The sequence below is a fragment of the Tateyamaria sp. genome, assembly GCF_039940735.1.
GTDB lineage: Bacteria > Pseudomonadota > Alphaproteobacteria > Rhodobacterales > Rhodobacteraceae > Tateyamaria.
This window is the reverse complement of record NZ_JBDVGB010000084.1, coordinates 41,469-64,630: the sequence shown is the minus strand read 5'-3', so window position 1 is coordinate 64,630 and position 23,162 is coordinate 41,469. Positions and strand designations below refer to the sequence as shown.

At 56.7% G+C, this 23,162-nt stretch carries 25 protein-coding genes; 5 read left to right on the top strand and 20 right to left on the bottom strand.

The genetic code is table 11. The features are described from left to right. Positions 1-65 precede the first annotated feature (65 nt). Positions 66-1,622, top strand: coding sequence for a Ppx/GppA family phosphatase (locus ABJF76_RS17275; RefSeq protein WP_413820948.1), 1,557 nt, complete (start codon positions 66-68; stop codon positions 1,620-1,622). Positions 1,623-1,631: 9 nt separating this feature from the next. On the opposite strand, the gene ABJF76_RS17270 is transcribed toward ABJF76_RS17275, so the two are convergent. From ABJF76_RS17270 to ABJF76_RS17240, 7 genes are read right to left on the bottom strand one after another with little or no spacing between them, the layout of a single operon-like run. Continuing rightward, positions 1,632-1,961: a hypothetical protein gene (locus ABJF76_RS17270; RefSeq protein ID WP_413820947.1), complete on the bottom strand. Its 330-nt coding sequence runs from the start codon at positions 1,959-1,961 to the stop codon at positions 1,632-1,634. 5 nt (positions 1,962-1,966) lie between these two features. Then, a complete protein-coding gene (locus ABJF76_RS17265; protein ID WP_413820946.1) occupies positions 1,967-2,980 on the bottom strand; it encodes an endonuclease/exonuclease/phosphatase family protein in 1,014 nt (337 codons plus the stop codon). Then, positions 2,980-3,660: a TerB family tellurite resistance protein gene (locus tag ABJF76_RS17260; RefSeq protein WP_413820945.1), complete on the bottom strand. Its 681-nt coding sequence runs from the start codon at positions 3,658-3,660 to the stop codon at positions 2,980-2,982. Before ABJF76_RS17260 ends, ABJF76_RS17265 begins: the two co-directional genes overlap by 1 nt. Positions 3,661-3,711: 51 nt before the next feature. Beyond that, positions 3,712-4,173 carry an N-acetyltransferase family protein gene (locus ABJF76_RS17255; protein WP_413820944.1) on the bottom strand — a complete coding sequence of 154 codons (462 nt, stop codon included), beginning with the start codon at positions 4,171-4,173 and terminating at the stop codon, positions 3,712-3,714. Further along, positions 4,170-4,775 (bottom strand): VOC family protein, encoded by a 606-nt coding sequence (locus tag ABJF76_RS17250; RefSeq protein WP_413820943.1) that lies wholly within the window; start codon positions 4,773-4,775, stop codon positions 4,170-4,172. The genes ABJF76_RS17255 and ABJF76_RS17250 overlap by 4 nt, the downstream gene beginning before the upstream one ends. Continuing rightward, positions 4,772-6,901: a methylmalonyl-CoA mutase gene (gene scpA / locus ABJF76_RS17245; RefSeq protein WP_413820942.1), complete on the bottom strand. Its 2,130-nt coding sequence runs from the start codon at positions 6,899-6,901 to the stop codon at positions 4,772-4,774. Before scpA ends, ABJF76_RS17250 begins: the two co-directional genes overlap by 4 nt. Beyond that, positions 6,864-7,799 carry a hypothetical protein gene (locus ABJF76_RS17240; RefSeq protein ID WP_413820941.1) on the bottom strand — a complete coding sequence of 312 codons (936 nt, stop codon included), beginning with the start codon at positions 7,797-7,799 and terminating at the stop codon, positions 6,864-6,866. Before ABJF76_RS17240 ends, scpA begins: the two co-directional genes overlap by 38 nt. A 157-nt stretch (positions 7,800-7,956) precedes the next feature. Between ABJF76_RS17240 and ABJF76_RS17235 the strand changes: the two genes are divergently transcribed. Continuing rightward, positions 7,957-8,409: a DUF4174 domain-containing protein gene (locus ABJF76_RS17235; protein ID WP_413820940.1), complete on the top strand. Its 453-nt coding sequence runs from the start codon at positions 7,957-7,959 to the stop codon at positions 8,407-8,409. 160 nt (positions 8,410-8,569) lie between these two features. Here ABJF76_RS17235 and ABJF76_RS17230 read toward each other — a convergent pair whose 3' ends face one another. Both ABJF76_RS17230 and ABJF76_RS17225 read right to left on the bottom strand, forming a co-directional pair. Beyond that, positions 8,570-9,157, bottom strand: coding sequence for a hypothetical protein (locus tag ABJF76_RS17230; RefSeq protein ID WP_413820939.1), 588 nt, complete (start codon positions 9,155-9,157; stop codon positions 8,570-8,572). Then, positions 9,154-11,199 carry an acetyl-CoA carboxylase biotin carboxylase subunit gene (locus ABJF76_RS17225; protein WP_413820938.1) on the bottom strand — a complete coding sequence of 682 codons (2,046 nt, stop codon included), beginning with the start codon at positions 11,197-11,199 and terminating at the stop codon, positions 9,154-9,156. Before ABJF76_RS17225 ends, ABJF76_RS17230 begins: the two co-directional genes overlap by 4 nt. A gap of 315 nt (positions 11,200-11,514) precedes the next feature. On the opposite strand from ABJF76_RS17225, the gene ABJF76_RS17220 reads away from it, so the two are divergent. After that, positions 11,515-12,699 carry a DcaP family trimeric outer membrane transporter gene (locus ABJF76_RS17220; protein WP_413820937.1) on the top strand — a complete coding sequence of 395 codons (1,185 nt, stop codon included), beginning with the start codon at positions 11,515-11,517 and terminating at the stop codon, positions 12,697-12,699. A gap of 127 nt (positions 12,700-12,826) precedes the next feature. Here the strand turns inward: ABJF76_RS17220 and ABJF76_RS17215 are convergent, their stop codons facing one another. From ABJF76_RS17215 to ABJF76_RS17175, 9 genes are all read right to left on the bottom strand, one after another. Beyond that, entirely contained in the window at positions 12,827-13,030 is a 204-nt protein-coding gene (locus tag ABJF76_RS17215) for a hypothetical protein (protein ID WP_413820936.1), read from the bottom strand. Between the two features lie 387 nt (positions 13,031-13,417). Further along, the gene (locus ABJF76_RS17210; protein WP_413820935.1) at positions 13,418-13,768 is read right to left on the bottom strand and encodes a hypothetical protein; all 351 of its coding nucleotides are present in this window, start codon (positions 13,766-13,768) and stop codon (positions 13,418-13,420) included. A gap of 60 nt (positions 13,769-13,828) precedes the next feature. Further along, positions 13,829-13,975 (bottom strand): hypothetical protein, encoded by a 147-nt coding sequence (locus ABJF76_RS17205; protein WP_413820934.1) that lies wholly within the window; start codon positions 13,973-13,975, stop codon positions 13,829-13,831. Between the two features lie 190 nt (positions 13,976-14,165). Then, entirely contained in the window at positions 14,166-14,648 is a 483-nt protein-coding gene (locus ABJF76_RS17200; protein ID WP_413820933.1) for a DUF6497 family protein, read from the bottom strand. Beyond that, positions 14,648-15,043 carry a cupin domain-containing protein gene (locus ABJF76_RS17195; protein ID WP_413820932.1) on the bottom strand — a complete coding sequence of 132 codons (396 nt, stop codon included), beginning with the start codon at positions 15,041-15,043 and terminating at the stop codon, positions 14,648-14,650. Before ABJF76_RS17195 ends, ABJF76_RS17200 begins: the two co-directional genes overlap by 1 nt. Next, positions 15,040-15,378, bottom strand: coding sequence for a hypothetical protein (locus ABJF76_RS17190; RefSeq protein WP_413820931.1), 339 nt, complete (start codon positions 15,376-15,378; stop codon positions 15,040-15,042). The genes ABJF76_RS17195 and ABJF76_RS17190 overlap by 4 nt, the downstream gene beginning before the upstream one ends. After that, entirely contained in the window at positions 15,375-15,764 is a 390-nt protein-coding gene (locus tag ABJF76_RS17185) for a RidA family protein (protein WP_413820930.1), read from the bottom strand. The genes ABJF76_RS17190 and ABJF76_RS17185 overlap by 4 nt, the downstream gene beginning before the upstream one ends. An 84-nt stretch (positions 15,765-15,848) precedes the next feature. Then, complete coding sequence (locus ABJF76_RS17180; protein ID WP_413820929.1) at positions 15,849-16,310, bottom strand: hypothetical protein; 462 nt, start codon at positions 16,308-16,310, stop codon at positions 15,849-15,851. Positions 16,311-16,355: 45 nt separating this feature from the next. Beyond that, positions 16,356-17,888, bottom strand: coding sequence for an acyl-CoA carboxylase subunit beta (locus ABJF76_RS17175; protein ID WP_413820928.1), 1,533 nt, complete (start codon positions 17,886-17,888; stop codon positions 16,356-16,358). A 180-nt stretch (positions 17,889-18,068) separates the two neighbouring features. Between ABJF76_RS17175 and ABJF76_RS17170 the strand changes: the two genes are divergently transcribed. Beyond that, entirely contained in the window at positions 18,069-19,286 is a 1,218-nt protein-coding gene (locus ABJF76_RS17170; protein ID WP_413822628.1) for a multidrug effflux MFS transporter, read from the top strand. A gap of 66 nt (positions 19,287-19,352) precedes the next feature. Beyond that, the gene (locus tag ABJF76_RS17165; RefSeq protein WP_413820926.1) at positions 19,353-20,753 is read left to right on the top strand and encodes a helix-turn-helix domain-containing protein; all 1,401 of its coding nucleotides are present in this window, start codon (positions 19,353-19,355) and stop codon (positions 20,751-20,753) included. A gap of 54 nt (positions 20,754-20,807) precedes the next feature. Here the strand turns inward: ABJF76_RS17165 and ABJF76_RS17160 are convergent, their stop codons facing one another. After that, the gene (locus ABJF76_RS17160) at positions 20,808-21,422 is read right to left on the bottom strand and encodes a thermonuclease family protein (protein WP_413820925.1); all 615 of its coding nucleotides are present in this window, start codon (positions 21,420-21,422) and stop codon (positions 20,808-20,810) included. Positions 21,423-21,512: 90 nt separating this feature from the next. Beyond that, the gene (gene betA / locus ABJF76_RS17155; RefSeq protein ID WP_413820924.1) at positions 21,513-23,162 is read right to left on the bottom strand and encodes a choline dehydrogenase; all 1,650 of its coding nucleotides are present in this window, start codon (positions 23,160-23,162) and stop codon (positions 21,513-21,515) included.

Below are 23,162 nucleotides of genomic sequence, written 5' to 3'. Positions count from 1 at the left end.
GCACATTGACCCCGCCCGCCCTCTGGTCCATCACTGTTCCAAGTCAAAAGCACCACGGGGGCTTCATGAACGCTTTGGTCGAACCGCATCAGGACGGAGGGCTTTTTGGCCGCCCCCTGTTTGAGGACCCCTCTGCCCGCGCATTGGCCCGTGTCGGTGTGGTCGACGTCGGATCAAACTCAGTCCGATTGGTGGTGTTTGACGGGGCTGCACGCAGTCCCGCCTATTTTTACAACGAAAAAATCATGTGTGCCCTAGGTGCAAGCCTGTCCGACACAGGTCACCTGAACCCGCAAGGGCGCGTGCGCGCACTGAACGCCCTGTGCCGGTTCCAACGGCTGGCCCAAGGTATGGGCCTGTCCGACCTTACCGTCGTAGCGACGGCTGCGGTCCGTGATGCCAGTGATGGGCCGGATTTTTGCGCCGATGTCTTACGCGACACCGGGTTGGTTGTACGCATCATCGACGGCCGCGAAGAAGCGCGGCTTTCGGCCCAAGGGGTGTTGCTTGGCTGGCCGGGGTCTTATGGCCTTGTCTGCGACATTGGTGGCTCGTCCATGGAATTGGCAGAAATTTCAGGCGGCATCGTGGGGCGGCGCGAGACATCAGACCTTGGTCCACTAAAACTGCAAGCCATCAAGGGCGGCAAAAAGGGGCGCCAAGTGCATATCAAGGCCGCCATCGCGCGCCTCGAAGAAACGATGGGCACCCAACGCGACCGTCTGTTTTTGGTGGGTGGGTCGTGGCGCGCCATCGCGCGGGTCGACATGTTTCGACGCGGCTATCCCCTGCATGTTTTGCACGAGTACCGCATGACCCCAAAAGCGGTGCGCCAGACGGCGAAATTTATCGCAGCCCATCCAAACCACGACGAATTGCGGGCCGAGTGCGGCATTTCCTCTACCCGGATGGCCCTGGTGCCGATGGCCGCCGAGGTGTTGGTGCGATTGATCAAAAGTTTCAAACCTCAGGATATTGCCGTTTCAAGCTATGGCATCCGCGAAGGCATGCTTTATGAACAAATGCCTCAACGTCTGCGCGACCGTGACCCATTGGTCGAAGCCTGCCGCTTTGCAGAGGCAAAGGATGCCCGCATGCCGGGCTTTGGCCGTCTGCTTTATGAATTTATCGAACCGATTTTCAAATCAGCCCCTTTCGCGCACAAGCGCCTGATTAAAGCGGCCTGTCTGTTGCACGATGTCAGTTGGCGCGCCCATCCCGATTACCGGGCCGAAGTTTGCTTTGACAATGCCACCCGCGCCAATCTGGGCGGTCTGAAACATTCCGAGCGCATCTTTTTGGGGCTGGCCTTGCTGCATCGATATACGAACAAGCGCGAGGGTACGCATTTCGAAAATCTGTATGATTTGGTCGACGAAAAGACCCGCGATGATGCAGAAATTTTGGGCAAAGCGATGCGCTTTGGCGCGATGCTTTGGATGAACGATGATGCCAATATTGGCGCGTTTCGCTGGTTTCCCAAGAAGAAATTACTGGAATTACACCTAAGCAAAGACGCCATGCCGTTGTTTGGCGAAGTGGCCGAGGCGCGGCTGAATTCGCTGGCAAGCTCGCTTCAAGCCAAGGTGGTTGTCAAACAACGCAAGCGTCAAGGCGGATAAACATCCGCCTTACAGATCAATCTGGCCGTTTTCATCTGGTGCTGGGTGGTCTTTATCCACGGTGGGTTTGCGGCGAATGATGATGTCTCCGTTTTCGAGCATCTCGGGCGCCGCGTAGTTGCTCCAATCCTCCACCTCGTCCAAAAGCCCGCGTAGGGCGGGGCCGAATTCTTCGACCCAGCCTTGCACGTCATCCAGCGCCGGTTCCATTTCGCGCATGAGCCCCTCAAGCAAAATCTGCGCGCCCCGTTCCATCAAAGACAGACCGTCGCCCGCCTGTTCTTGCGCAAGCGCTGGGGTAGAAAGGCCAAGGGTCGCGATCAATATTAGCTTTTTCATGACTTTTATATGGGACTATCCAGATCGATATCCAAGGTAACTGGGAAATGATCCGACGCCGCGACCAACGCATCCCGCAAAGCCCCATCCGCCCAGCACTCTGGATCGTCCAAAGGATGCCAGATGCGCCAGCGTGGATCGCGTGCGGCCAAATCAGGTGACACCATGATGTAGTCAAGCAGCGCTTGTAAAAACCGTTTTTCCTGCCGAATCCAAAAGCGCGATGTGGTGGGCGTTGCGCCCAATCGGCGCTGCAAACCTTGGCGGGCGTGCGGATCAAGCAGTGCCTGATCGCCTTGCCCTAAAATGATTTCAACCGAGGATCGGCCAAACAGGTTTTCGTATTCATCAAGGCCGGGCCCGTCATTGAGATCGCCCATGACCATCAGCGCCGCGCCCTCGTCCAGATGCCTTTGAATACGCGCCCGCAACCAAATGGCCTGCGCCAGTTGCTTGCGCCGGTTGGCGATGGAAATGCGCAAGACCTCATCACGCGTTGTCGCTCCGAATGGCGCTTTGGACTTTAGATGCGCCCCGATCATGCGCAGCTGCGCGCGCCCTTTGGTTTCGATCAACAATTCCAGCGGAGGTTTGGAAAACACCACTTGATCCTCGGTCGCATCAATGTCCAGATCAATGGAGAACGTTTGATCAAAGCTTGGTGCCGTATCGTGATTTTGAGGGTCGTGTCGGGCACTGATCTGATCGGGATCATAAAGCAGCGCAATTTCCTGTTGGGTGTTATTGGCAAAACCGATGACGGCGCGGCGCGCGCGCAATCCAGCATGAACCGCGAACGTTTCAAGGGCGGCAACGGTATTGCGATTGCGCCCTTGATCCGGGGCCTCAATGATCATGATCGCATCGGCGTCCATGGCGCGAAACACCCGCGTAAGCGCCGCAATCTGATCCGAACGCGTCACCCCGTGTCGCCCCGACCAACCGTCATCGTTCAAAAGCGCGCCGTCCTCGTCAAACAGGCTGTTCATCCATTCGATGTTGTAGGTCGCGATGCGCATCAGGTTTTGGCGCTTCTGATGTCTTCCCACGCGCGATTGATGTCGATCATGCGCCTTTCTGCCAATCGCACCGCTTCTTCGGGCACGCCGCGCGCCATCATCGCATCGGGGTGATTTTCGCGCACCAATTTGCGCCAGATCACGCGCATATCTTCCAAAGCCATATCCGGCGTTACGCCCAAAACCGAATACGGATCGGGAACCGCATCAGGCACAAACCGTGCGCGCAGGGCGCGGAACTCGATGTCGGGAATGTTGAAGATATGCGCCACCTGTTCCAGAAACGCATCTTCGTTCGGGTGGTAAAACCCGTCCGCCATGGCGATGTGAAACAGGCCTTCCATCAGGTCCGTTAGCATATCGGGTTGATCGGCAAACATTGTGTGAATGCGGGTCGCATAGTCCTGAAAGCCCGCAACATCCGTGCGCGCCAAGTTGAAAACGCGCGCCGCGCCAGCTTCGTCTTTGGCGGCGATGTGAAACACATCGCGAAAGGCGGTGACTTCGTCTCGGGTGACTTGACCGTCCGCTTTGGCCATTTTCGCGCCAAGTCCGATGACGGCAATCGCAAAGGCCACACTGCGTTCGGGCGGCGTGCGCAATTGGTCAAAAATGGCCGCCAGCCCTTCACCTGCGGACAAGGCAGCGATTGCGTCGGATATGCGGGTCCAAAGTGACATAAGCCTCAGCTTATCGCGGAAGGCTGGCGTATGTTAGGGCCTAGATAAAGTTTAAAGCTGCTTTTGCATCAAGATCAGGTCAAGCCATTGCCCGCCCTTACGCCCGACCTCAGGCATCTGCGCAACCTGTTGAAATCCAAGAGCTGCGTGAAAGGCGATGGCACCGGGGTTTGCACCGCTGATCCCTGCGACCATGATGTGTTTTTGTTCGCCCCGTGCCGTGTTCATCAAAGCGGTCAACAGTGTGCGACCATGCCCCTGCCCTTGCGCCCTTGGCGACAGCAAAATCGTGTGTTCGATCGTTGCCGCGTATCCCGGACCCGCGCGAAACGGGCCATAGGTGGCAAAGCCCATCGCATCGGGCAACACCAGAACGGGGCGAGTTGCGATCATTTCTGCGATGGCGGTCTGGGATTTGGGTTCAGTTGTGAAGGTGACAAACGTATCTGCGATGACCTCATTCCAAAGACTCGTGATCCAATCGGCATCATCAGCTGTGGCCGCACCGATCATAGGACGCGTGGGCCATGTGGTGTGTCAAATTCGGCCTGCATTGCGACTGGTCCGACCTCGACCGAAATGCGCGGATCCACGATATGTTCCGCGAGTGTCGCGGCCAACGCAGCGTCGGGATGAATCAGCGTAAAGCGCGTTAAGCGCAGACCTGTCGGGGTCAGCCGTGCAGCCGGATGCATGCCCTTCGGCCATGAAATCAACGCAGGCCACAAGTTGTCAAACGGGGTTGTTCCATCTGGTGACACAGCCATGCGCCAGCGCAAATCGCCGCGCGCAACGTCAACCGCCGCGCCGCATCCCTGCGGCATCTGGGCAAGCTTGCTTTCCATATCTTGAACGGACGCGGCCCAATTTGACAGTCGCGCAGGTCCGCTAAACCGGTCCAGATCATACCACCGAGGACGCACGGGGACGGGCGCGTCGGGATCGGGCGCGATGGCTTCCAAATACAGGCCGTCGTCCAATCCCAACAACGTATTGTGCGTGTGGAAAATCGCGTGTTGTCCACCCGGCTGCATCGCAACGCCAAGCCTGTCTTCGATATAGGCCTGAGCCTCGGCCAAGGTTGTGGCGCCAACAACAAGATGGTCAAGGATCATGGGCGGGCCTCATTCAAAATGGTCAGGATATCCTGCGCGGCGGTCGGAATATTGGTGCCGGGCCCAAAGATCGCTTTGACCCCTGCATCATAAAGGAACTGATAATCTTGCTGCGGGATCACGCCCCCGCAGATGACGATGATATCTTCGGCACCAGCATCCTTTAACGCCTGCACAAGTTGAGGTGCCAAAGTCTTGTGGCCCGCCGCTTGCGACGAAATGCCAATGACATGCACATCGTTGTCCACGGCATCCTGCGCGGCCTCGGCGGGGGTCTGGAACAACGGCCCAACATCGACGTCAAAACCGATGTCAGCAAAGGCGGTGGCGATGACCTTGGCCCCGCGATCATGCCCGTCCTGCCCCATCTTCACGACCAGCATGCGCGGGCGGCGGCCTTCCGCTTCGGCAAATTCTTCGACTGATGTTTGGATGGCGGCGAAACCTGCATCACCTTCGTAGGCCGCGCCATACACACCGGCCAGCGTTTTGACTTCGGCGCGGTGACGTCCAAATACGGCTTCCATGGCCATGCTGATTTCTCCGACTGTGGCGCGGGCGCGGGCGGCTTCCACTGCCAACTCAAGTAGATTACCGTCGTTTTTGGCTCCGTCTGTCAAGGCATTGAGGGCTGCGGTGCATGCCGCGTCGTCCCGATCGGCGCGAATAGAGTTAAGACGCGCAATCTGACTGTCGCGCACAGCGGCGTTGTCGATGTCGCGAATGTCGATTGGGTCTTCTTTGTCGAGGCGGAATTTATTGACGCCTACGATCACCTCGTCGCCCTTGTCGATCAACGCTTGGCGGGTGGCGGCGGCTTCTTCGATGCGCAGCTTGGGCATGCCGGACGCGACCGCCTTGGTCATGCCACCCATCTCTTCGACCTCTTCGATCAGTGCCCATGCGGCTTCGGCCAAATCATGGGTCAGCTTTTCGACGTAATAAGACCCGGCAAGAGGGTCGACCACATTTGTCACGCCGGTTTCGTTTTGCAGAATTAACTGGGTATTGCGTGCGATACGGCTGGAAAATTGTGTAGGCAATGCAATGGCTTCGTCGAAGGAGTTCGTGTGAAGTGATTGCGTGCCCCCCAGCACAGCGGCCATCGCTTCATAGGCAGTGCGCACCACGTTGTTATAGGGGTCTTGTTCTTGCAGGCTGACGCCTGAAGTCTGACAATGGGTGCGCAGCATCGAGGATTTGGGGTTCTTGGGTTCGAACTCTGACATGATGCGGTGCCATAGCAGACGCGCGGCGCGCAGTTTTGATGCCTCCATGAAAAAGTTCATGCCGATGGCGAAAAAGAAGCTCAGCCGCCCCGCAAAAGCATCCACATCCATGCCACGCGCAATGGCCGCGCGCACATATTCACGCCCATCAGCAAGGGTGAACGCAAGCTCTTGCACCAAATTCGCGCCTGCTTCTTGCATGTGGTAGCCCGAAATGCTGATCGAGTTGAATTTCGGCATTTCAGCAGAGGTATAGGCAATAATGTCCGCAATGATCCGCATCGACGGTTCGGGCGGGTAGATGTAGGTGTTGCGGACCATAAATTCCTTGAGAATATCGTTCTGAATGGTGCCCGAGAGCGTTGATCGCGCGACCCCTTGTTCTTCGCCTGCGACGATAAAACTGGCAAGAATTGGAATAACTGCGCCGTTCATCGTCATGGAAACGCTGACTTTTTCCAATGGGATGCCGTCGAACAGGATTTTCATATCCTCAACGGAATCGATCGCGACACCGGCCTTACCGACATCCCCCTGCACGCGATCATGGTCGCTGTCGTAGCCACGGTGGGTCGCCAGATCAAAGGCGACGGACACACCTTGCTGACCTGCATCCAATGCACGGCGGTAAAAAGCGTTGGATTCTTCTGCCGTTGAAAACCCCGCATATTGGCGAATGGTCCAAGGCCGTCCCGCATACATCGTCGCCTTTACGCCGCGGGTAAAGGGTGCCTCTCCGGGAATGCTGCCAAGGTGTGACACATCCGAAAGGTCGTCTTTGGTATAGACCGGGGCGACGTCGATGCCCTCGAGCGTTTTCCAGGTCAGGCCCTCGACTGGTTTGCCGCGTAATTCGCCTTCAGCGAGGGTGCGCCACGCGTCTTTCTTGCTTGTCATGTCCTTGTCCTCTGTTTCGTAGACCGTGTGGTAAGTTTTGCCTCACGCGTGTCGGGTCCAATTTTTCTGTCAGGGTTGCCAAACCGTTTGCCCCGGCCACAAGCCAGTGCATGTCGTCAGCATATGTTTCGCGCATTGCAGCGCACGCAGCGGGGTCAAACGGGTTCCAGCGTTCTTGCACATCCGGCACATCACCTGCGTCGTCACCGCGTTGAATTAACAAGTTGCGCAGATGTGCTGCATCAGGGGCCCGGTTCAGCCAATCCCGGGCACCATCGCGCGGAACACCGTGTTCGACGCAAACGGCTGCCAGACTGTCGACACGACCTGCTACGACCTCAAATGGGATCACTTCGATCTTGGACTTGGGCGCGGCACAGGACACATCAGCGATCACATCCCGCCACGAGCGGGTATCGCCTGCAATCGCGTTTCGGCGTCTAGGCGTCGGAAGATTGTGGCCACGCCCAACCCCAAACGCAATCGCCGACGACCAGTACCGATCCAAACTGCGTACAGACATTACCACCTTATCAACCGCGCCATCAAAACCACAGATGTAGCGCGCCAAACGCGCACCAACATCCGGGTACAACTGCCCTGTTCGCAAGTTCGATCGCACCGATCCCATCAGATTTTCGTCGCTGACCAACAGGGTCTTGACCCCATTTTGCGCCGCAGTTTCCAGCTGCAACATGATACGCCCGCGCGCACGACGTGCAGCATTCAGGCCCTGTCCCTGCATCGGTTGGATCCCAGAAAACAGCCCTTTACGGGTGTGTTTCGGTCCCCAAAACCCGACACCAAGATCGCCCAATTCATTCGCGTTGCGTCGCATATAAGCTTGGAGGCTGGTGGTCCCGGTCCGATGCGCACCGATATGTAAAATAACTTTCATCCCTGCCCCTTTGAATGGCGTTGCGAGCGTCACAAACGTAAGCCGCATAGGGAAACCTGCCACAAAGAGCCTTGCAGAGCGATTAAAGCTAAAATTGATACGACACCCCGTCGCAATCAGGGAAAAAACCTCTACATTGTGTGCAACAGGAGAGCACATGAAACAGATATTACCCATTGTTCTTGCAGGGCTTTTGGGCGGTTCTTTGGCTGCGGCACAAGGCAACGATGACGCGGCTTCGCCCATATTCATCGAAGGTGAAGTTGACGATTTAAGCCAATTTGTCTGGGAAAACCGTCTTGTCGTCATATTTGCCGACAGCCCAAACGATCCAAATTTCGGCCTACAGATCGAATATCTAGAGGCGCGCATCGATGAATTGGTCGAACGCGATATCCTTGTACTGACCGACACGGACCCATCTTTACAAACCGCCCTGCGCACCAAATTGCGCCCACGTGGCTTTATGATGGTGCTGATCGGCAAGGACGGAGAAGTTAAATTGCGCAAGCCTTTCCCGTGGGATGTGCGCGAATTGACCCGTACCATCGACAAAATGCCGATACGGCAGCGTGAAATCCACGAGCGGCGCACGCTCCAAGACAACTGAGTGGCGCGTTTACCTGTCCTTAGTTCGCCTGCGCTACAGCGGGCTTGGTCCTTGCGCGACGCCGTGCGGTGGCCTATATTTGTAAGCGAATGGAACGGCGCAGGTCGTTCGCCACCAACAGGACTTGATATGGCTGAAGCAACCAAGCGCTCTACTCCTATCACTGGCCGGAATGGGCCAAGCCCGGGCTATTAACCCCCGGCGCGACACCCATTTCGCGTAAAGCCTGAACCGCATAGGTTTTGGCGCGTTGTTTCATCTGCAAATACTGAAAATACGAAATCTCGCGACGGCGGCGGCTGTCTTCGTCTGTACCCGTCACAAAAGCATCAAGCCGTGAATCCGCGATCTGTGCGTCAATCGCCTTGAGCTGCGAGTAGTATTTAACCACCGGATCAATCACCGTTTTGGGCAGAATGTGGATGGTGGGCAACACAGATTGAAACACCATATCGTTATCCTCAGTCGGTAAAAACGGCACATAACCGGCTTCGATCCGCGGCTGCATCGCCTCCCATGCGGCATTCAAATCTTCGCCTTCCAACACATCTAGATAGTGTTTGATTTCGGCCACCAAGGCGCGTTGCACATCTTCGCGCTGTTCGCGGCGCAGCCTTGTGGCTTCGCGTCGGTTTTGTGCCCCGTTCACGATCCACCCGACGGCCACGAACAGGCCGGCCAGAACGGCCTGCCAGACACGGGGATCAATCGCTGACACCCAGCCAGATATGACGCCGACTGTGATCATTCGAATTCTAGGATCACTTCGTCCACAGCCAAACTGTCGCCTTCGCTTGCGTTCACTTTGGACACCGTGCCTTTGCGTTCGGCGCGCAGGATGTTTTCCATCTTCATCGCCTCGATGGTGCACAGCGCTTGGCCGTCTTGGACCTCTTCGCCTTCTTCCACGTGCATTTTGACGACCAGACCGGGCATCGGGCACAACAGCAGTTTGGACGTATCGGGCGCAACCTTTACAGGCATCAGCTGCGCCAATTCCGCCTGACGCGGTGTGCGCACGTGCACGACCATATCGGCCCCGCGTGTGCGGATGCGGAAACCACCCGACACTTTGCCGACTTTTAGGATCAGCGGCGCGCCATCCACGACCATGTCGGCCAATTGATCCCCCGGCGTCCACGACCCCGTCACGCGCAACGTCGCATCATCGCCAAAGCTGACGTTTGCCCCGTCGTGGTCCGCGTCAATAGTGACGTCAAAGGATTGGTCCTGCAGTGCGACATTCCATTCGGTGCCAACGGTGCGTTCGTGGTTGTCCATACGCCCCGAAACACGTGCGCGCCGGATGTCGGCGACGCGGTGCATGGCCGCACAGGCGGCCGCGACGCGACGCAGTTGCGGTTCGGGCAGCGTGACGCCTTCGAACCCATCGGGGTATTCTTCCGCGATAAAGGCGGTCGTCATCTCGCCTTTAATAAAGATCGGATGATCCATGACTGCGCTGAGGAACGGAAGGTTGTGGCCAATCCCTTCGACCTCAAAGCTGTCGAGGGCCACGCGCATTGCTTCGATCGCCGAGGCGCGATCCGGGCCCCATGTGCACAGTTTCGCAATCATCGGGTCGTAATACATGCTGATCTCGCCGCCTTCATAGACGCCAGTATCATTGCGCACAGCTGTGGTGCCGGTTGGCGCATCGCCTTGCCATTTGCCCGCATCGAGCATCGGGCCCGCTGCGACCTCGACAGGCGGGCGGTAACGGGTCAAACGGCCAATCGAGGGCAGAAAGCCGCGATAGGGGTCTTCGGCATATAATCGGTTCTCGATCGCCCAGCCCGTCAGTTTTACATCGTCTTGAGTGATGCTGAGAGGTTCACCCGCAGCGACACGGATCATTTGTTCAACAAGGTCGACGCCGGAGATCAATTCAGTCACCGGGTGTTCCACCTGAAGGCGTGTATTCATTTCAAGAAAGTAGAAACTCTTGGACCCGTCCACGATGAATTCCACCGTGCCCGCGCTGGCATAACCCACTGCCTTGGCCAAAGCGACGGCCTGTTCACCCATGGCTTTGCGGGTCGCTTCGTCTAGAAACGGACTTGGGGCCTCTTCCACGACCTTTTGGTTACGGCGTTGAATCGAACATTCGCGTTCGCCCAGATATATGCCGTTGCCATGTGCGTCACAGAGCACCTGAATTTCGATGTGGCGAGGTTGGGTCACAAATTTTTCGATAAAAATGCGATCATCGCCAAAGCTGTTTGCAGCCTCGTTCTTAGATGACTGAAAACCCTCGCGCGCCTCTTGGTCGTTCCAAGCGATGCGCATGCCTTTGCCGCCGCCCCCGGCCGAGGCCTTAAGCATCACTGGATACCCGACCTCGTTCGATATCTTCACCGCCTCGTCCGCATCCGCGATCAAGCCCATGTAACCGGGCACCGTGCTGACGCCCGCCTCTTGGGCGATTTTTTTCGAGGTGATCTTGTCCCCCATCTTTTCGATCGCGCCCACGGGTGGGCCGACAAAAGCAACACCAGCGGCATCTAATGCCTTGGCGAATTTGGAGTTTTCCGACAAGAAACCATAGCCTGGGTGCACCGCCTGAGCGCCCGAAGATTTCACCGCCTCCATCACTTTTTCGATGACGATATAGGACTGGTTGGCAGGGGCCGGGCCAATATGAATAGCTTCGTCCGCCATTTGCACATGCAGGGCCTGCGCATCAGCATCAGAATAAATAGCGACCGTCGAAAGCCCCATCTTGCGCGCGGTCTTGATGACACGGCAGGCGATTTCACCCCGGTTGGCGATCAGAATTTTATTGAACATGTTGTGTCCTTTGTTGCCCAAGCGACACATAAAGCCGCGCTAAGAGATGTATCGGGTGTTTTTAAGCAGGCGGCCATTGCGCGCATATCACTCACTATTCCGTCATCCGTGATGCCGCGTTGCAGCACTGTGAAGATCGATCGTCCTTGTTTGTTGGAATTTGTTGATTGGTTGCGAAATCCGACATCCTGAAAAGGTCCCACGCTCACGAAATGTACACGTTTTCGGGCGTAGTTGTGAGTTCTGAACACCGTGATTTGGGTGCAAATTTGACCATGGGGAACGAGTCGTGACCTGCCTAACAGGAGAAATATCATGAAAATAGGAACAACCGCGGCAATCTATGCAGCGGCCGGTTTGATGGCGACGGGTGCCTTTGCACAATCCGCCGACACTGCCGCAGAGCTTGCAGAATTGCGCGAACGCGTCGCTGAACTGGAACGGACAAACGATGTTCCAAACCGTCCACAGCTGGGTTTCAACCTTGGCGAAAATACGTCGATTGAACTGTACGGCTTCATTCGCGCCGAAGCGTTCTTTGACTTCGATTTTGCACAGGGCGATCTGTCTCGCGCGGGACGTGTCGGTAACGCCGCTTTCGCGACGGACGGTGAATTCGATACAAGTGTACGCGTATCGCGTTTCGGTATCCGCTCGACCACGGCTACCGGCATTGGTGACATCAAAACACAGTTGGAATTCGACTTGTTCGGAAGCGGCGGTGACGACAGCAGTTCGCCCAACCTTCGACTGCGTCATGCCAACGTGAACATCAACGACACCGTCTTGGTGGGTCAGACGTGGACCAACTTTATGCCACTGGTGCATTACCCCACCACGGCTGATTTCAACGGCCCTGTTGGTATCACTTTCGCACGCGTTCCGCAGGCACGTTACACTTACAACAATGGCAACGGGCTTGTCCTTTCGACCTCGATCGAAGAAGCCAATGGCGGCGGCCCCGATCCGGTGTTCACCGGTGCAGCATTCTACGGCACCGATAACTGGTCGATACGTGCTGCCGTTTTGGCCGGGGAATTTGAAGGTGAGGGTGGCGAAGACCTCGATACCAACGGTCTGACGCTTTCGGCTGGTTTCTCTCCTTGGGCAGGCGGCACATTCAACGCCACTTACGTCACCGGCCAAGGTCTTGGTAACCTGTTGATCGGTAACGGTGCGCGCGACCTCCTCGGTGAAGAAAACGATGTGGACGGGTTTACCGTCCAATACCTTCAAGAAATTGGCGAAAAATGGACCTTGGGTCTTGCCTACGGTAGTGAAAGCTATGATCTGGTGACCACCAACACGGTTGGCACAGGCGATACCGCAACGTCCAATGCGTTCACCGATCTTGAGTCTATTCACCTCAGCGCGTTCTATAGACCTGTCGACAATCTGACACTCGCGCTGGAATACATCCACATCGACTCTGAAGACGAAACAACCGGCTTCAGCGCCGATGCTGACCGGATCGGGGCGTCTATTACTTTCAGCTTCTAACTTAAAACAAACTTGCAGGCCGCTTCTCTGCGGCGGCCTCAAGACACCACAGAACCGCGAGGTGGACTTCACATGCTCCTCGCGGTTCAACTGTTTTTCAGCCCCGGCTGTGTGGTGACTTAAATGCTCAGCAGTCGTTGTTTGCGACTTCGCAATACAGCACATTTGCACCAACACCGATGGCAACACCGGTAAGCACGCTGCCCCCGACAACAGCGCCCGCGCCTGCACCAACAGCGCCCCCGATAAGGGCTTGTTCCGTGACGGTGTCACCGCACGCTGCGAGGCCAAGAGTTGCGATGATGGCGAATGTGAAAGGTCTAAGCGCCATTTAGTTCGTCCTCTGCTCGTTTTTTGATGGCGTCTTCTAACGCTCTGTTTGGTCCGTTGGTGCGTCGGCAAACACACCATTTGCCCATTAACCTGCGACGACAGGCGCGGTGCTTTGCGGTGTCGCGCGACGGACCCGCACGCCGGTGATAAAAAAAATGCGGGCAGCGTACCTTGAACCAAGGCATGCCGCCCGCAAGGGGAAGGGGTACGGAAATAGTACTTAGCGCCGGGGTAAAACTGGGGATCCGACGCCATATGCCAGTGGTTGCACGCTGCTGCGCGTTTCGCCAAGCGCGATAGCTGCGCGTCGGTGAAATCAGCCAGCTTTCGCCGTTTGGCGCGATGGAACGGCGGCATTGCGCTCAATTCTGTGGCGCCCATCGTCTTAGCCTGCGCCAAAAATGTCAGGAAAGGACGCGCGGACAACCGCTTCGTCGATGACCAGCAAAGCTTCGTAATCGGCGAGATCAAAGGGGTCTGTTGCCGGGATCACTTCGCGGCCAAACAACCACGATAGACGGCCTGCATCCAAATTGCCGCGCTCAAACGGTTCCGTTCCGAACTGCTCCCAAAGCGCCGTCATAAACGCTGCATCCGCACGCTTGTCGGGCGGGCGACGGTCAGGAAACCGTTCACGCCGCGTCAACGGTGTCACCCCTTTAGGGTTTGGCCTTCGAATTATGAATTGGAAATCAGTGCCGGACAGTCGTCCGGGAAACCCGCGATGTTTCAGCATGTGCTTCCCCCCGCGAAAAGGGGAAGAAGCAGGGCGGATTCAAAAATCCGCCCTGTTTTTTTACTTGAACTTGCCGGTGTGGACAGGCTCTTGGCTGATGGGCTCGGGCTCAACAACAACGAATTCTTCGTTTGCGTTGTTACGACCGCAAGCTGCGACCAAAACCATGAGGCTAACCATGCCCAGCACTTTGATGTTCTTCGACATCTGTCTCTCCTGTAGTCAACTTTGGAACGCGCGTCATTACACGTCCTCTGCGAGGTAAGGCGGTCTTGGGGACCCCTTAATAGCCCTATACGTGAGTTTTTTGCGAAAAGAAACGGTATCGCAACGACTTGCGCGGGTTGTGGCCGCAAAGTCGCAAAATCGTAAAACGCAATATGCGCAAAAATGGGCATCAGAATGCCTCCCAACGGCAAGTTTCGTCCAAAATTCGGAATGCTTCGATGAATTGAGTGGCCTCAGGATCGGCCTGCCCGAACGGCACAGGGCGGTCCATCAACGTGATGACAACCACCTGCGGTGTCAGGTCAAACTCAACAAGATAAGGGCGCGCCACCGTTTCACATAGGTGGGCAAAGTCTTCTTCGGCAGCTGTATAGGTAATGTCACCCGTCTCGCGCGCGATCTGCGGCGCCAGAAAGCGAAAGCGCAGCCAGCTTTCTGCGTTTACTTCATCAATCAATACTTCGTTTAGGGTGACGGATTGCCCGGATGGCACATCCTGCGCCAAAGCTGGGGATGCCATCAAGAACAGTAAGGTGCAGCCTCGGACCCAGCGCTGTTTCCAGCGTAGGGCTCCTCCCTCCGAGGCTGCTGTGCGGGCGATACTTGGCCAACGCACTGTTCTGTTGGTTCGGATGTGACGATATCCAAACATTACTCTGCACCTTCTTCGGTCGTTGTAAAGACAGCCGGTGATGTGATTTCGATCAATTCCAAATCGTCGGAATGGCGCAGCTCGCGGTGCACAATGCCCGCAGGCTGCAGCGCACAAGACCCGGCCCGCAGCACGTGTTCGCCCTGCCCTTCGTATTCAAAAACAACCCAGCCCTTGGTGACATAGACCATCTGAAATTCAAGTTGATGAGAATGCCACGTGCCCGGGCTTTTCATGCCCGGTACAGCACGGATCACATGCGCGCCAAACTTACCATCCGTTGCCGTATCGATGCCCAACTGCCGATATTCAAAGAACGGGCGCAACCCCGCGCCCTCAAACGCGCCGCTGTCGGCATGAGAAATGGTAAAGGCGTGATTGGTCCATGTGCTCATTTGATGGCTCCGGCGTGGCGCACCCAGCGGGCGCGGTTGCTTGGGTCATCCAAAACGGCTTGCGCACGGGCAAAGGCCGCATCGGCAATGGGTTGTGGCGCACGACCGCCTGCGGTCACGGCCCAGCCACCTTCGACTGGGTCAAGGCGCACAACCGGGGAAAACCCACGCAAGGATTGCAGGCTGCGCCACAGGTCCTGTCGGATTTGATGGGCAAGGCGCACAGGGTTCATACGCGGCAACACCGTCTGCACCGCCAATTCCAACCGGGGCGGCAAGTGGCGCGCCAGCGTGACGCTGTCGGCGTCATGCAAGATATGCCAACGCGCGCTCATGGGCGTTTCGCCACGCAGTCGATTTCGACCAAAGCCCCGACAGCCAGCGCCGTCACCCCAATGGTGGTACGCGCCGGGCGGCGGTCAGCCGGGAAATAGGTCTGATAAGTGTCGTTGAAAGCGGCGTAGTCGCGTTCAAATTCCGTCAGATAGGCGCGGCATTGCAACACGTGCGACAGATCAAGGCCGATGCCTTTGAGGATGATTTCAAGGTTATCCATGACACGCCGGGTCTGCGCCTCGATGCCTTTGGGCAGTGGTGCGTCCGGGGCATCCGGGTCCGTCGGCATTTGGCCGGTGAGGATCACCCAGCCGTCGGTCTCAACGGCATGGCTGAACGGTGCAACAGGGCGTGGGCCGTTTGATAGGAGGTGGAAATCAGGCATGTCGCCCCTGTTCTGTCTTGTCCCCACACATGACGTGTCGGGCCAAGATCATAAATGTTCGCATGGGTGGACGCAGTTCTGTCATCATCCGAAAAACCTGATCCCGCGGCATTTCCCGTTCGAAAACGCGACCTGCACATCGACCTGCGACGTGGTTACTGGAACAAAATCACCCTTGTTCGCGACGCGGGGCCAAACCATCGCAACTGTGATGCGGCTGAATTTGCGGCCCGTCACTTGTGCATTGAAAGTCGGCAAGAACGTTTGGCAAATCGTACGCAAACGAGAGCCCACAACCTGTCTTGAACTGCCGTGCGTCCCAAACATCAAAACCCGGATCAATCCAACTTGATTGCTGCGTATTTGCTCGCTTGCAGCATCATCGCGTGTTTGCGTTGTGGTGATCGAGCTTGTGCCGACTTCGTCCAAACAGCCATAGGCCCCGTCGCCAAGGTTAAAGGCTTGCTTTCCACGACATTCACGTTCCTGCTGAGCAACCGCAGGCAAGGCAAACACAACAAAGATAAAGGCAAGTATCACACGCATCGAAAAACTCCATAAACCGTTTCGGAGACGCGAGATGCGCCACACTTATAACGGGATATTATCATGTTTCTTCCATGGGTTTTGCAAGCTCTTACCCCTGAGTGACGCAAACGCCCTGCTGACACGCCGCCGGGTGGATCGTGGTTGGATCACCTCATCGATGAACCCTTTTTCTGCCGCCACAAATGGGTTGGCGAAACGGTCTTCGTAATCTTTTGTGTGGGCTGCGATCTTGTCCGCATCACCAAGGTCGGCGCGGTGAATGATCTCGGTCGCACCTTTCGCCCCCATCACTGCGATTTCGGCCGTGGGCCACGCATAGTTGAAATCACCGCGCAGGTGTTTGGAGGCCATCACATCATAGGCCCCGCCGTATGCTTTGCGGGTGATCAGCGTCACCTTGGGCACCGTCGCCTCGCCATAAGCGAACAGCAGTTTCGCACCGTGTTTGATCACGCCGCCATACTCCTGAGACGTACCGGGCAGGAACCCAGGCACATCCACCAATGTCAGGATCGGGATTTCGAACGCATCGCAGAACCGCACAAACCGCGCGGCCTTGCGTGAGGAATCGATATCCAAACAACCCGCCAACACCATAGGTTGGTTCGCCACAACGCCCACAGTCTGCCCCTCAAGCCGGATAAACCCGGTGATGATGTTCTTGGCAAACTCTTCCTGAATTTCGTAAAAATCGCCCTCGTCCGCGATCTTCAGAATCAATTCCTTCATGTCGTAGGGGCTGTTGGGATTGGCCGGGATCAACGTATCAAGCGAGGTTTCGATCCGCCCCGGTTCATCAAAGAAAGGGCGTTTGGGCGGTTTCTGACGGTTGTTAAGCGGCAAGAAATCGACAAGACGACGGACTTCGGCCAAGGCCTCGACGTCGTTTTCGAACGCGCCATCGGCGACGCTGGATTTCTTGGTGTGGGTGGACGCGCCACCCAGCTCTTCGGCCGTGACCACTTCGTTGGTGACGGTTTTCACCACATCGGGGCCCGTCACAAACATGTAAGACGTGTCTTTGACCATAAAGATAAAGTCGGTCATCGCCGGGGAATAAACAGCCCCACCCGCGCACGGCCCCATGATCACGCTGATCTGCGGCACCACGCCGGACGCCATGATGTTGCGCTGGAACACTTCGGCATAACCGGCAAGCGACGCGACACCTTCTTGGATGCGCGCGCCACCGGAATCGTTGATCCCAATCAAAGGCGCGCCGTTCTGCATCGCCATGTCCTGAATTTTACAGATTTTTTGCGCATGGGTTTCCGACAACGACCCACCAAACACAGTGAAGTCCTGCGAAAACACATAGACCATGCGCCCGTTGATCGTGCCCCACCCCGTCACAACGCCGTCGCCTGCGGGTTTTTGTTTTTCCATCCCAAAATCAGTACAGCGATGGGTGACGAACATGTCGAATTCTTCGAATGAATCCTCGTCCAGCAGCAATTCGATCCGCTCGCGTGCCGTCAACTTGCCGCGCGCATGCTGTGCGTCCACGCGTTTTTGCCCACCCCCCAAACGTGCCTGTGCACGTCGGGCATCCAATTCGGTCAGAATATCGTTCATGCTGTCCCCGCTGGTCTGTTTAGGCGCAGCATACAGAGGCGGCCCAGCAACGGAAACGGGCATTTGGCATATTTGCAAATCATTTTCAGACGACACCTTGCAAACTGCAAATCAGCAAAGCGCACACCCCTCTGCATAAGTGCACTGGACAGGTCAGCGCCATCGGCCTACCCCAGAGTTATGCAATCACCCCCCAAGGTCCGCCATCTGGATCGCACAACTCCGCCACATATTTCGACATTGATCCTACTGGCCGGTGGGTCAGCGATGGTCATGAACATGTTCTTGCCCAGCCTGCCGAACATGGCGCTACATTTCGAAACTGATTACAGCGTGATGCAATTGTCGGTTGCGTTTTATCTTGCGATGTCAGCCGTGTTGCAGACGATCATTGGGCCCGTGTCAGACAATATTGGACGCCGCAAGGTTTTGATGTGGGGGATTGGCCTGTTCATGCTGGCCACTTTGGGCTGTATTTTTGCACCCAACGCCACGGTGTTTTTGATGTTCCGCATGTGCCAAGCGGTCATTGCTGTTGCAATGGTGCTTAGCCGCGCGGTCATTCGAGACCGTTATGACCAAGACCATTCGGCATCGATGATCGGCTATGTCACCATGGGCATGGCCGTGGTGCCGATGATTTCACCGGGCATCGGTGGCCTGCTCGAAGAGTCCTTTGGCTGGACGTCCATATTCTGGTTTTACTTCATAGCGGGTGGCTTACTGTTTTGGCTGGTTTGGGCCGACTTGGGCGAAACCGCGCGGAAATCTTCGAAAACCCTAATCGCCCAATTCCAAGAATACCCTGAATTGCTGCGATCACCACGATTTTGGGGTTATTCGCTGGCGGCTGCTTTCTGTTCGGGGTCATTCTTTGCCTACCTTGGCGGCGCACCCTTTGTTGGCACAGCTGTCTTTGGCATGGATCCATCCGAGCTTGGCTTTTTCTTTGGTGCCCCGGCTGTCGGTTACTTCCTTGGCAACTTCTTTTCAGGGCGATACGCGACCACGTTTGGCGTGAACAAACTGGTCTTGTGGGGGTGCATGATCAACGCCTTTGCCACCTTCACGTCATTGATCATCTTTGTCGCGGGGCTTGGCACGCCGATTAGCTTTTTCGGGATGATGACATTGGTGGGCTTGGGCAATGGCCTTGTGATCGCCAACGCGACCGCGGGCATGCTGTCGGTCCGCCCGCATCTGGCCGGCACGGCGTCTGGCCTTGGCGGAGCCATCATGATTGGCGGCGGGGCCGCACTATCTGCGCTGGCTGGTTTTTTGCTGACGCCCGAAACCGGGGCTTTCCCGCTGCTTTATTTGATGTTCGCAACTGGCGTGTGCGCCCTTGTGGCGATTGCCAGCGTCTATCGACGCGAGCGGCGACTACCACGCACCTAAGGGTTGCAACCTGCGCTTTGCAAACTTAGCTTTCCGACATTGCAAAGCTGCAAAGGCAGGATTCGAATGGCCAACCCAAAACTATACGCCGGGGCCAAGCTGCGCGAAGTCCGCACGCGCGTTGGCCTCACGCAAAAGGACTTTGCCGCCAAGCTTGGTGTTTCGCTGCCCTACCTCAACCAAATGGAAAACAACAATCGACCCGTCAGCACATCTGTGGTGTTAAGCCTTGCGCAGGAATTCGGATTAGATGTGACCGAATTAAGCGCAGGCGACGGCGAACGGTTGGTGTCCGATATGCGCGAGGCATTGGCCGATCCGGTGTTTGCCGCCGATATGCCACCCCTGGCTGATCTGCGACTTGCGGCTTCCAACGCACCCGCCCTTGCCCATGCGTTTTTGGACCTGCACCGCGCCTATCGCCAAACCCATGAACGCCTTGCCTCTCTTGACGAAGCTTTGGGGCGCGAAGACGCCCGGGCCCGCCCTTCCCCTTGGGAAGAAGTGCGCGATTTCTTTCACTATTGCGACAATTACATCGATGCTGTTGACCGCGCCGCCGAACACTTCGCCACAATCGAAGGGGGCCACGACAACATCCGTGCCGCTGCCGTTTCCAAACTGGGCAATGCCGGGATCACCATCGCATTCGAAGACAGCGACACATTGCGCAATTACGATGCGCAAGCCAAAACGCTTAGCATTTCCACCCGCGCAGCCCACGAAAGCCAGACCTTTCAATTGGTGTTGCAAGTCGCCCTGATCCGCCAAAACGCATTACTCGAAGCGACTTTGGATTTGGCACGCTTTCACAGCACCGAGGCCCGCGCTATCGCCAAGATCGGACTTGCCAACTATTTCGCGGGGGCTGCGATCATGCCCTATGGCGCGTTCTTAGATGCCGCGACCAAGACCCGGCACGACCTTGAACAATTGGCCACCCGTTTTGGGGCCTCGATCGAACAGGTGTGCCACCGCCTGTCGACGCTGCAACGCCCGGGTGCCAAAGGCATTCCGTTCTTCTTTGTGCGCGTGGATCAGGCAGGCACCATCACAAAGCGCCACTCGGCCACGCGCTTGCAATTTGCGCGATTTGGCGGCGCTTGCCCGCTTTGGAACGTCCACCGTGCCTTTGAACAGCCCGGCCAATTTTTGCGGCAACTGGCGGAAACGCCGGATGGCGTGCGTTACATCAGCCTGGCGCGCGACGTGTCGAAAACCGGTGGACGCTTTGGCGCGCCCGTACGCAGATACGCCATCGCACTGGGTTGCGAAGTCAAACACGCGCCGCATCTGGTGTTCGCGGACGGTTTAGACATCAGCCGCATTGACGCCTTTGAACCTATCGGGATTTCTTGCCGGATTTGCGAACGCAAAACCTGTCATCAACGTTCTGTTCCGCCGCTTGAGCGCCAATTGTCGGTCAATCCAAACACGCGCGGTGTGTTGCCTTACGCGGTCAACTAACGGTGCCAACACAGCTGTCGCGTTAACTATCAAAACGTTAACGCACATTCATTATTAACGTCTTGCTGCGCGCCAACCTGCGGCACGGGCTTCGGTGTTGGAACAAAACCAACGCTCACCCCGGCTTAGGTTTATTCCCGTCCGTTCATAAAATTCTTGGCCCGGCACGTGAAATATTTGACCGTGCTTTGAGATGTTGCCTTTGATCCTACAATTTGGGTCTAAGGGGATGCGCCCCTTGGCCCGTGTCGCACGGAATTGAGCCGGGCTTTGGACGTGAAAGCCGTGCAGACCTCGGTCCGCTGCGGCGGCGGCGACTTCGTCTAGATCATAGTCCATTCCATAGCGCCGATAGGCAAAGGCCCAACCCAGCGAGACAATTTCGCTTCCCACATCCACGCCACCCACATCGCAAGTGGCCACAGTGCGCCCGTATTTGTCGATATCCGTGGCGCTGCATTTGGCGTATTGCCCCGCAAACCGAGCAACAACCTGATCCGTTGCCCATGCCCCACACCCAAAGGCGACGCCGTGTTCAGTGGTGCAGTTTTGGTCCTGTTCCGGTGCGTCGATCGCATGCAATCGGATACGAATTCCACCAACGTCTAGCGTATCCGCGTCGATCACATGCACAACGCCCATGATATCAGCGATACCCGAAACGGGCATAAAAGCGAGAACAATAGCAGTACAAATCCTTAACATCCCCGACATATGGCGATGATGGGTTAAGGTTTCAAAGGAAATCGAAGGTCGTCGTTAACGTTGGGCCGTTTCCCAATTGGGGTGCATCCAAGGCGTATCGTTGCTGGGTGCCAGCGGTGCACGCTCTAGAATATGGTCGGCCATCTTTTCGCCGGTCATAATGGACGGCCCATTCAAATTTCCATTTGTGATGCGCGGGAAAATCGAACTGTCAACAACGCGCAGACCTTCAACCCCGATAACGCGCCCCTTGGGGTCGACCACGGCGCTGGGATCATCCGCGCGACCCATTTTGCAGGTGCCACAGGGGTGATAGGCGCTTTCGACATGTTCGCGAATGACCGCATCCAGTTCATCGTCACTTTGCGCCGCCACCCCGGGTTGGATTTCGTGTTTCACGTAAGGGGCAAAAGCGTCTTGGCCAAAAACCTCGCGCGTTAGGCGAATGCAACGGCGAAAGTCTTGCCAATCTTGATCAGTGCTCATGTAGTTGAAACGGATCACAGGCGCATCAGCAGGGTCATTCGATCGTAAGGTCACGGACCCACGCGAGGGCGAGCGCATCGGTCCGACATGGGCCTGAAAGCCGTGCCCTTCGGCTGCGGCTTTGCCATCATAACGCACGGCGATGGGTAGGAAATGGTATTGAATGTCCGGATAAGCCACCCCGGCCTGAGAGCGGATAAAGGCGCAGCTTTCGAATTGGTTCGACGCTCCCAACCCGGTGCCTGTGAAAAGCCACTGCGCACCGATCAGCGCTTTTGACAGCAAATTCCAGTGCTTATACAGGGTGATCGGCAGCTTTGACGCCATTTGGATGTACATCTCAAGATGATCTTGCAGGTTCGCGCCCACGCCGGGGCGATCTGCGATCACCTCGATACCGTGTTCGGCCAAATGGGCGGCAGGGCCAATGCCGGATAGCATCAGAATTTTGGGAGAGTTGATCGATGACGCCGCCAAGATCACTTCGCGTCGCGCCTGTACGATCTGGCCGCCCGCCAATGCGACACCTGTGGCGCGCCCGTCTTTCATCATCACCCGTTCGACCAAACCACGGATCAAATCGCAGTTGGCACGTTTAAGCGCAGGCTTGAGGTACGCATTCGCCGCCGACCAACGCCGCCCCTTGTGCACGGTTTGCTCCATCGGGCCAAAGCCTTCTTGCTTTTGCCCGTTGTAATCGTCGGTGACCTCGTAACCCGCTTCGCGACCGGCCTCCACAAAGGCGTGGAACAACGGGTTTTTGCGGGGGCCCCGCATCACATGCAAAGGACCGTCTTTGCCACGCCAATCCGGGTCCCCACCGTGACCGGCCGCGTCCCATGTCTCCATACGTTTGAAATAGGGCAACACGTCTGCATAGGCCCAACCATCCGCACCCGCGTCGGCCCAGTGGTCATAATCCATCGCGTGTCCGCGTACATAAACCATGCCGTTGATCGACGACGATCCCCCAATCACCTTGCCGCGTGGACAGGCAAGACGCCGCCCCCCCAGATGCGGTTCAGGTTCGGATTGATAGCCCCAGTCGTAGCGCGCCATGTTCATTGGATAAGACAGCGCGGCCGGCATCTGGATCAATGGGCCTGCGTCTGTGCCGCCGTGTTCGATGATCAGCACTGATTTCCCGGCTTCGGCGAGTCTGTAGGCCACAGCGCAGCCTGCACTGCCGGCACCGACGATAACGTAATCTGCTTCCAT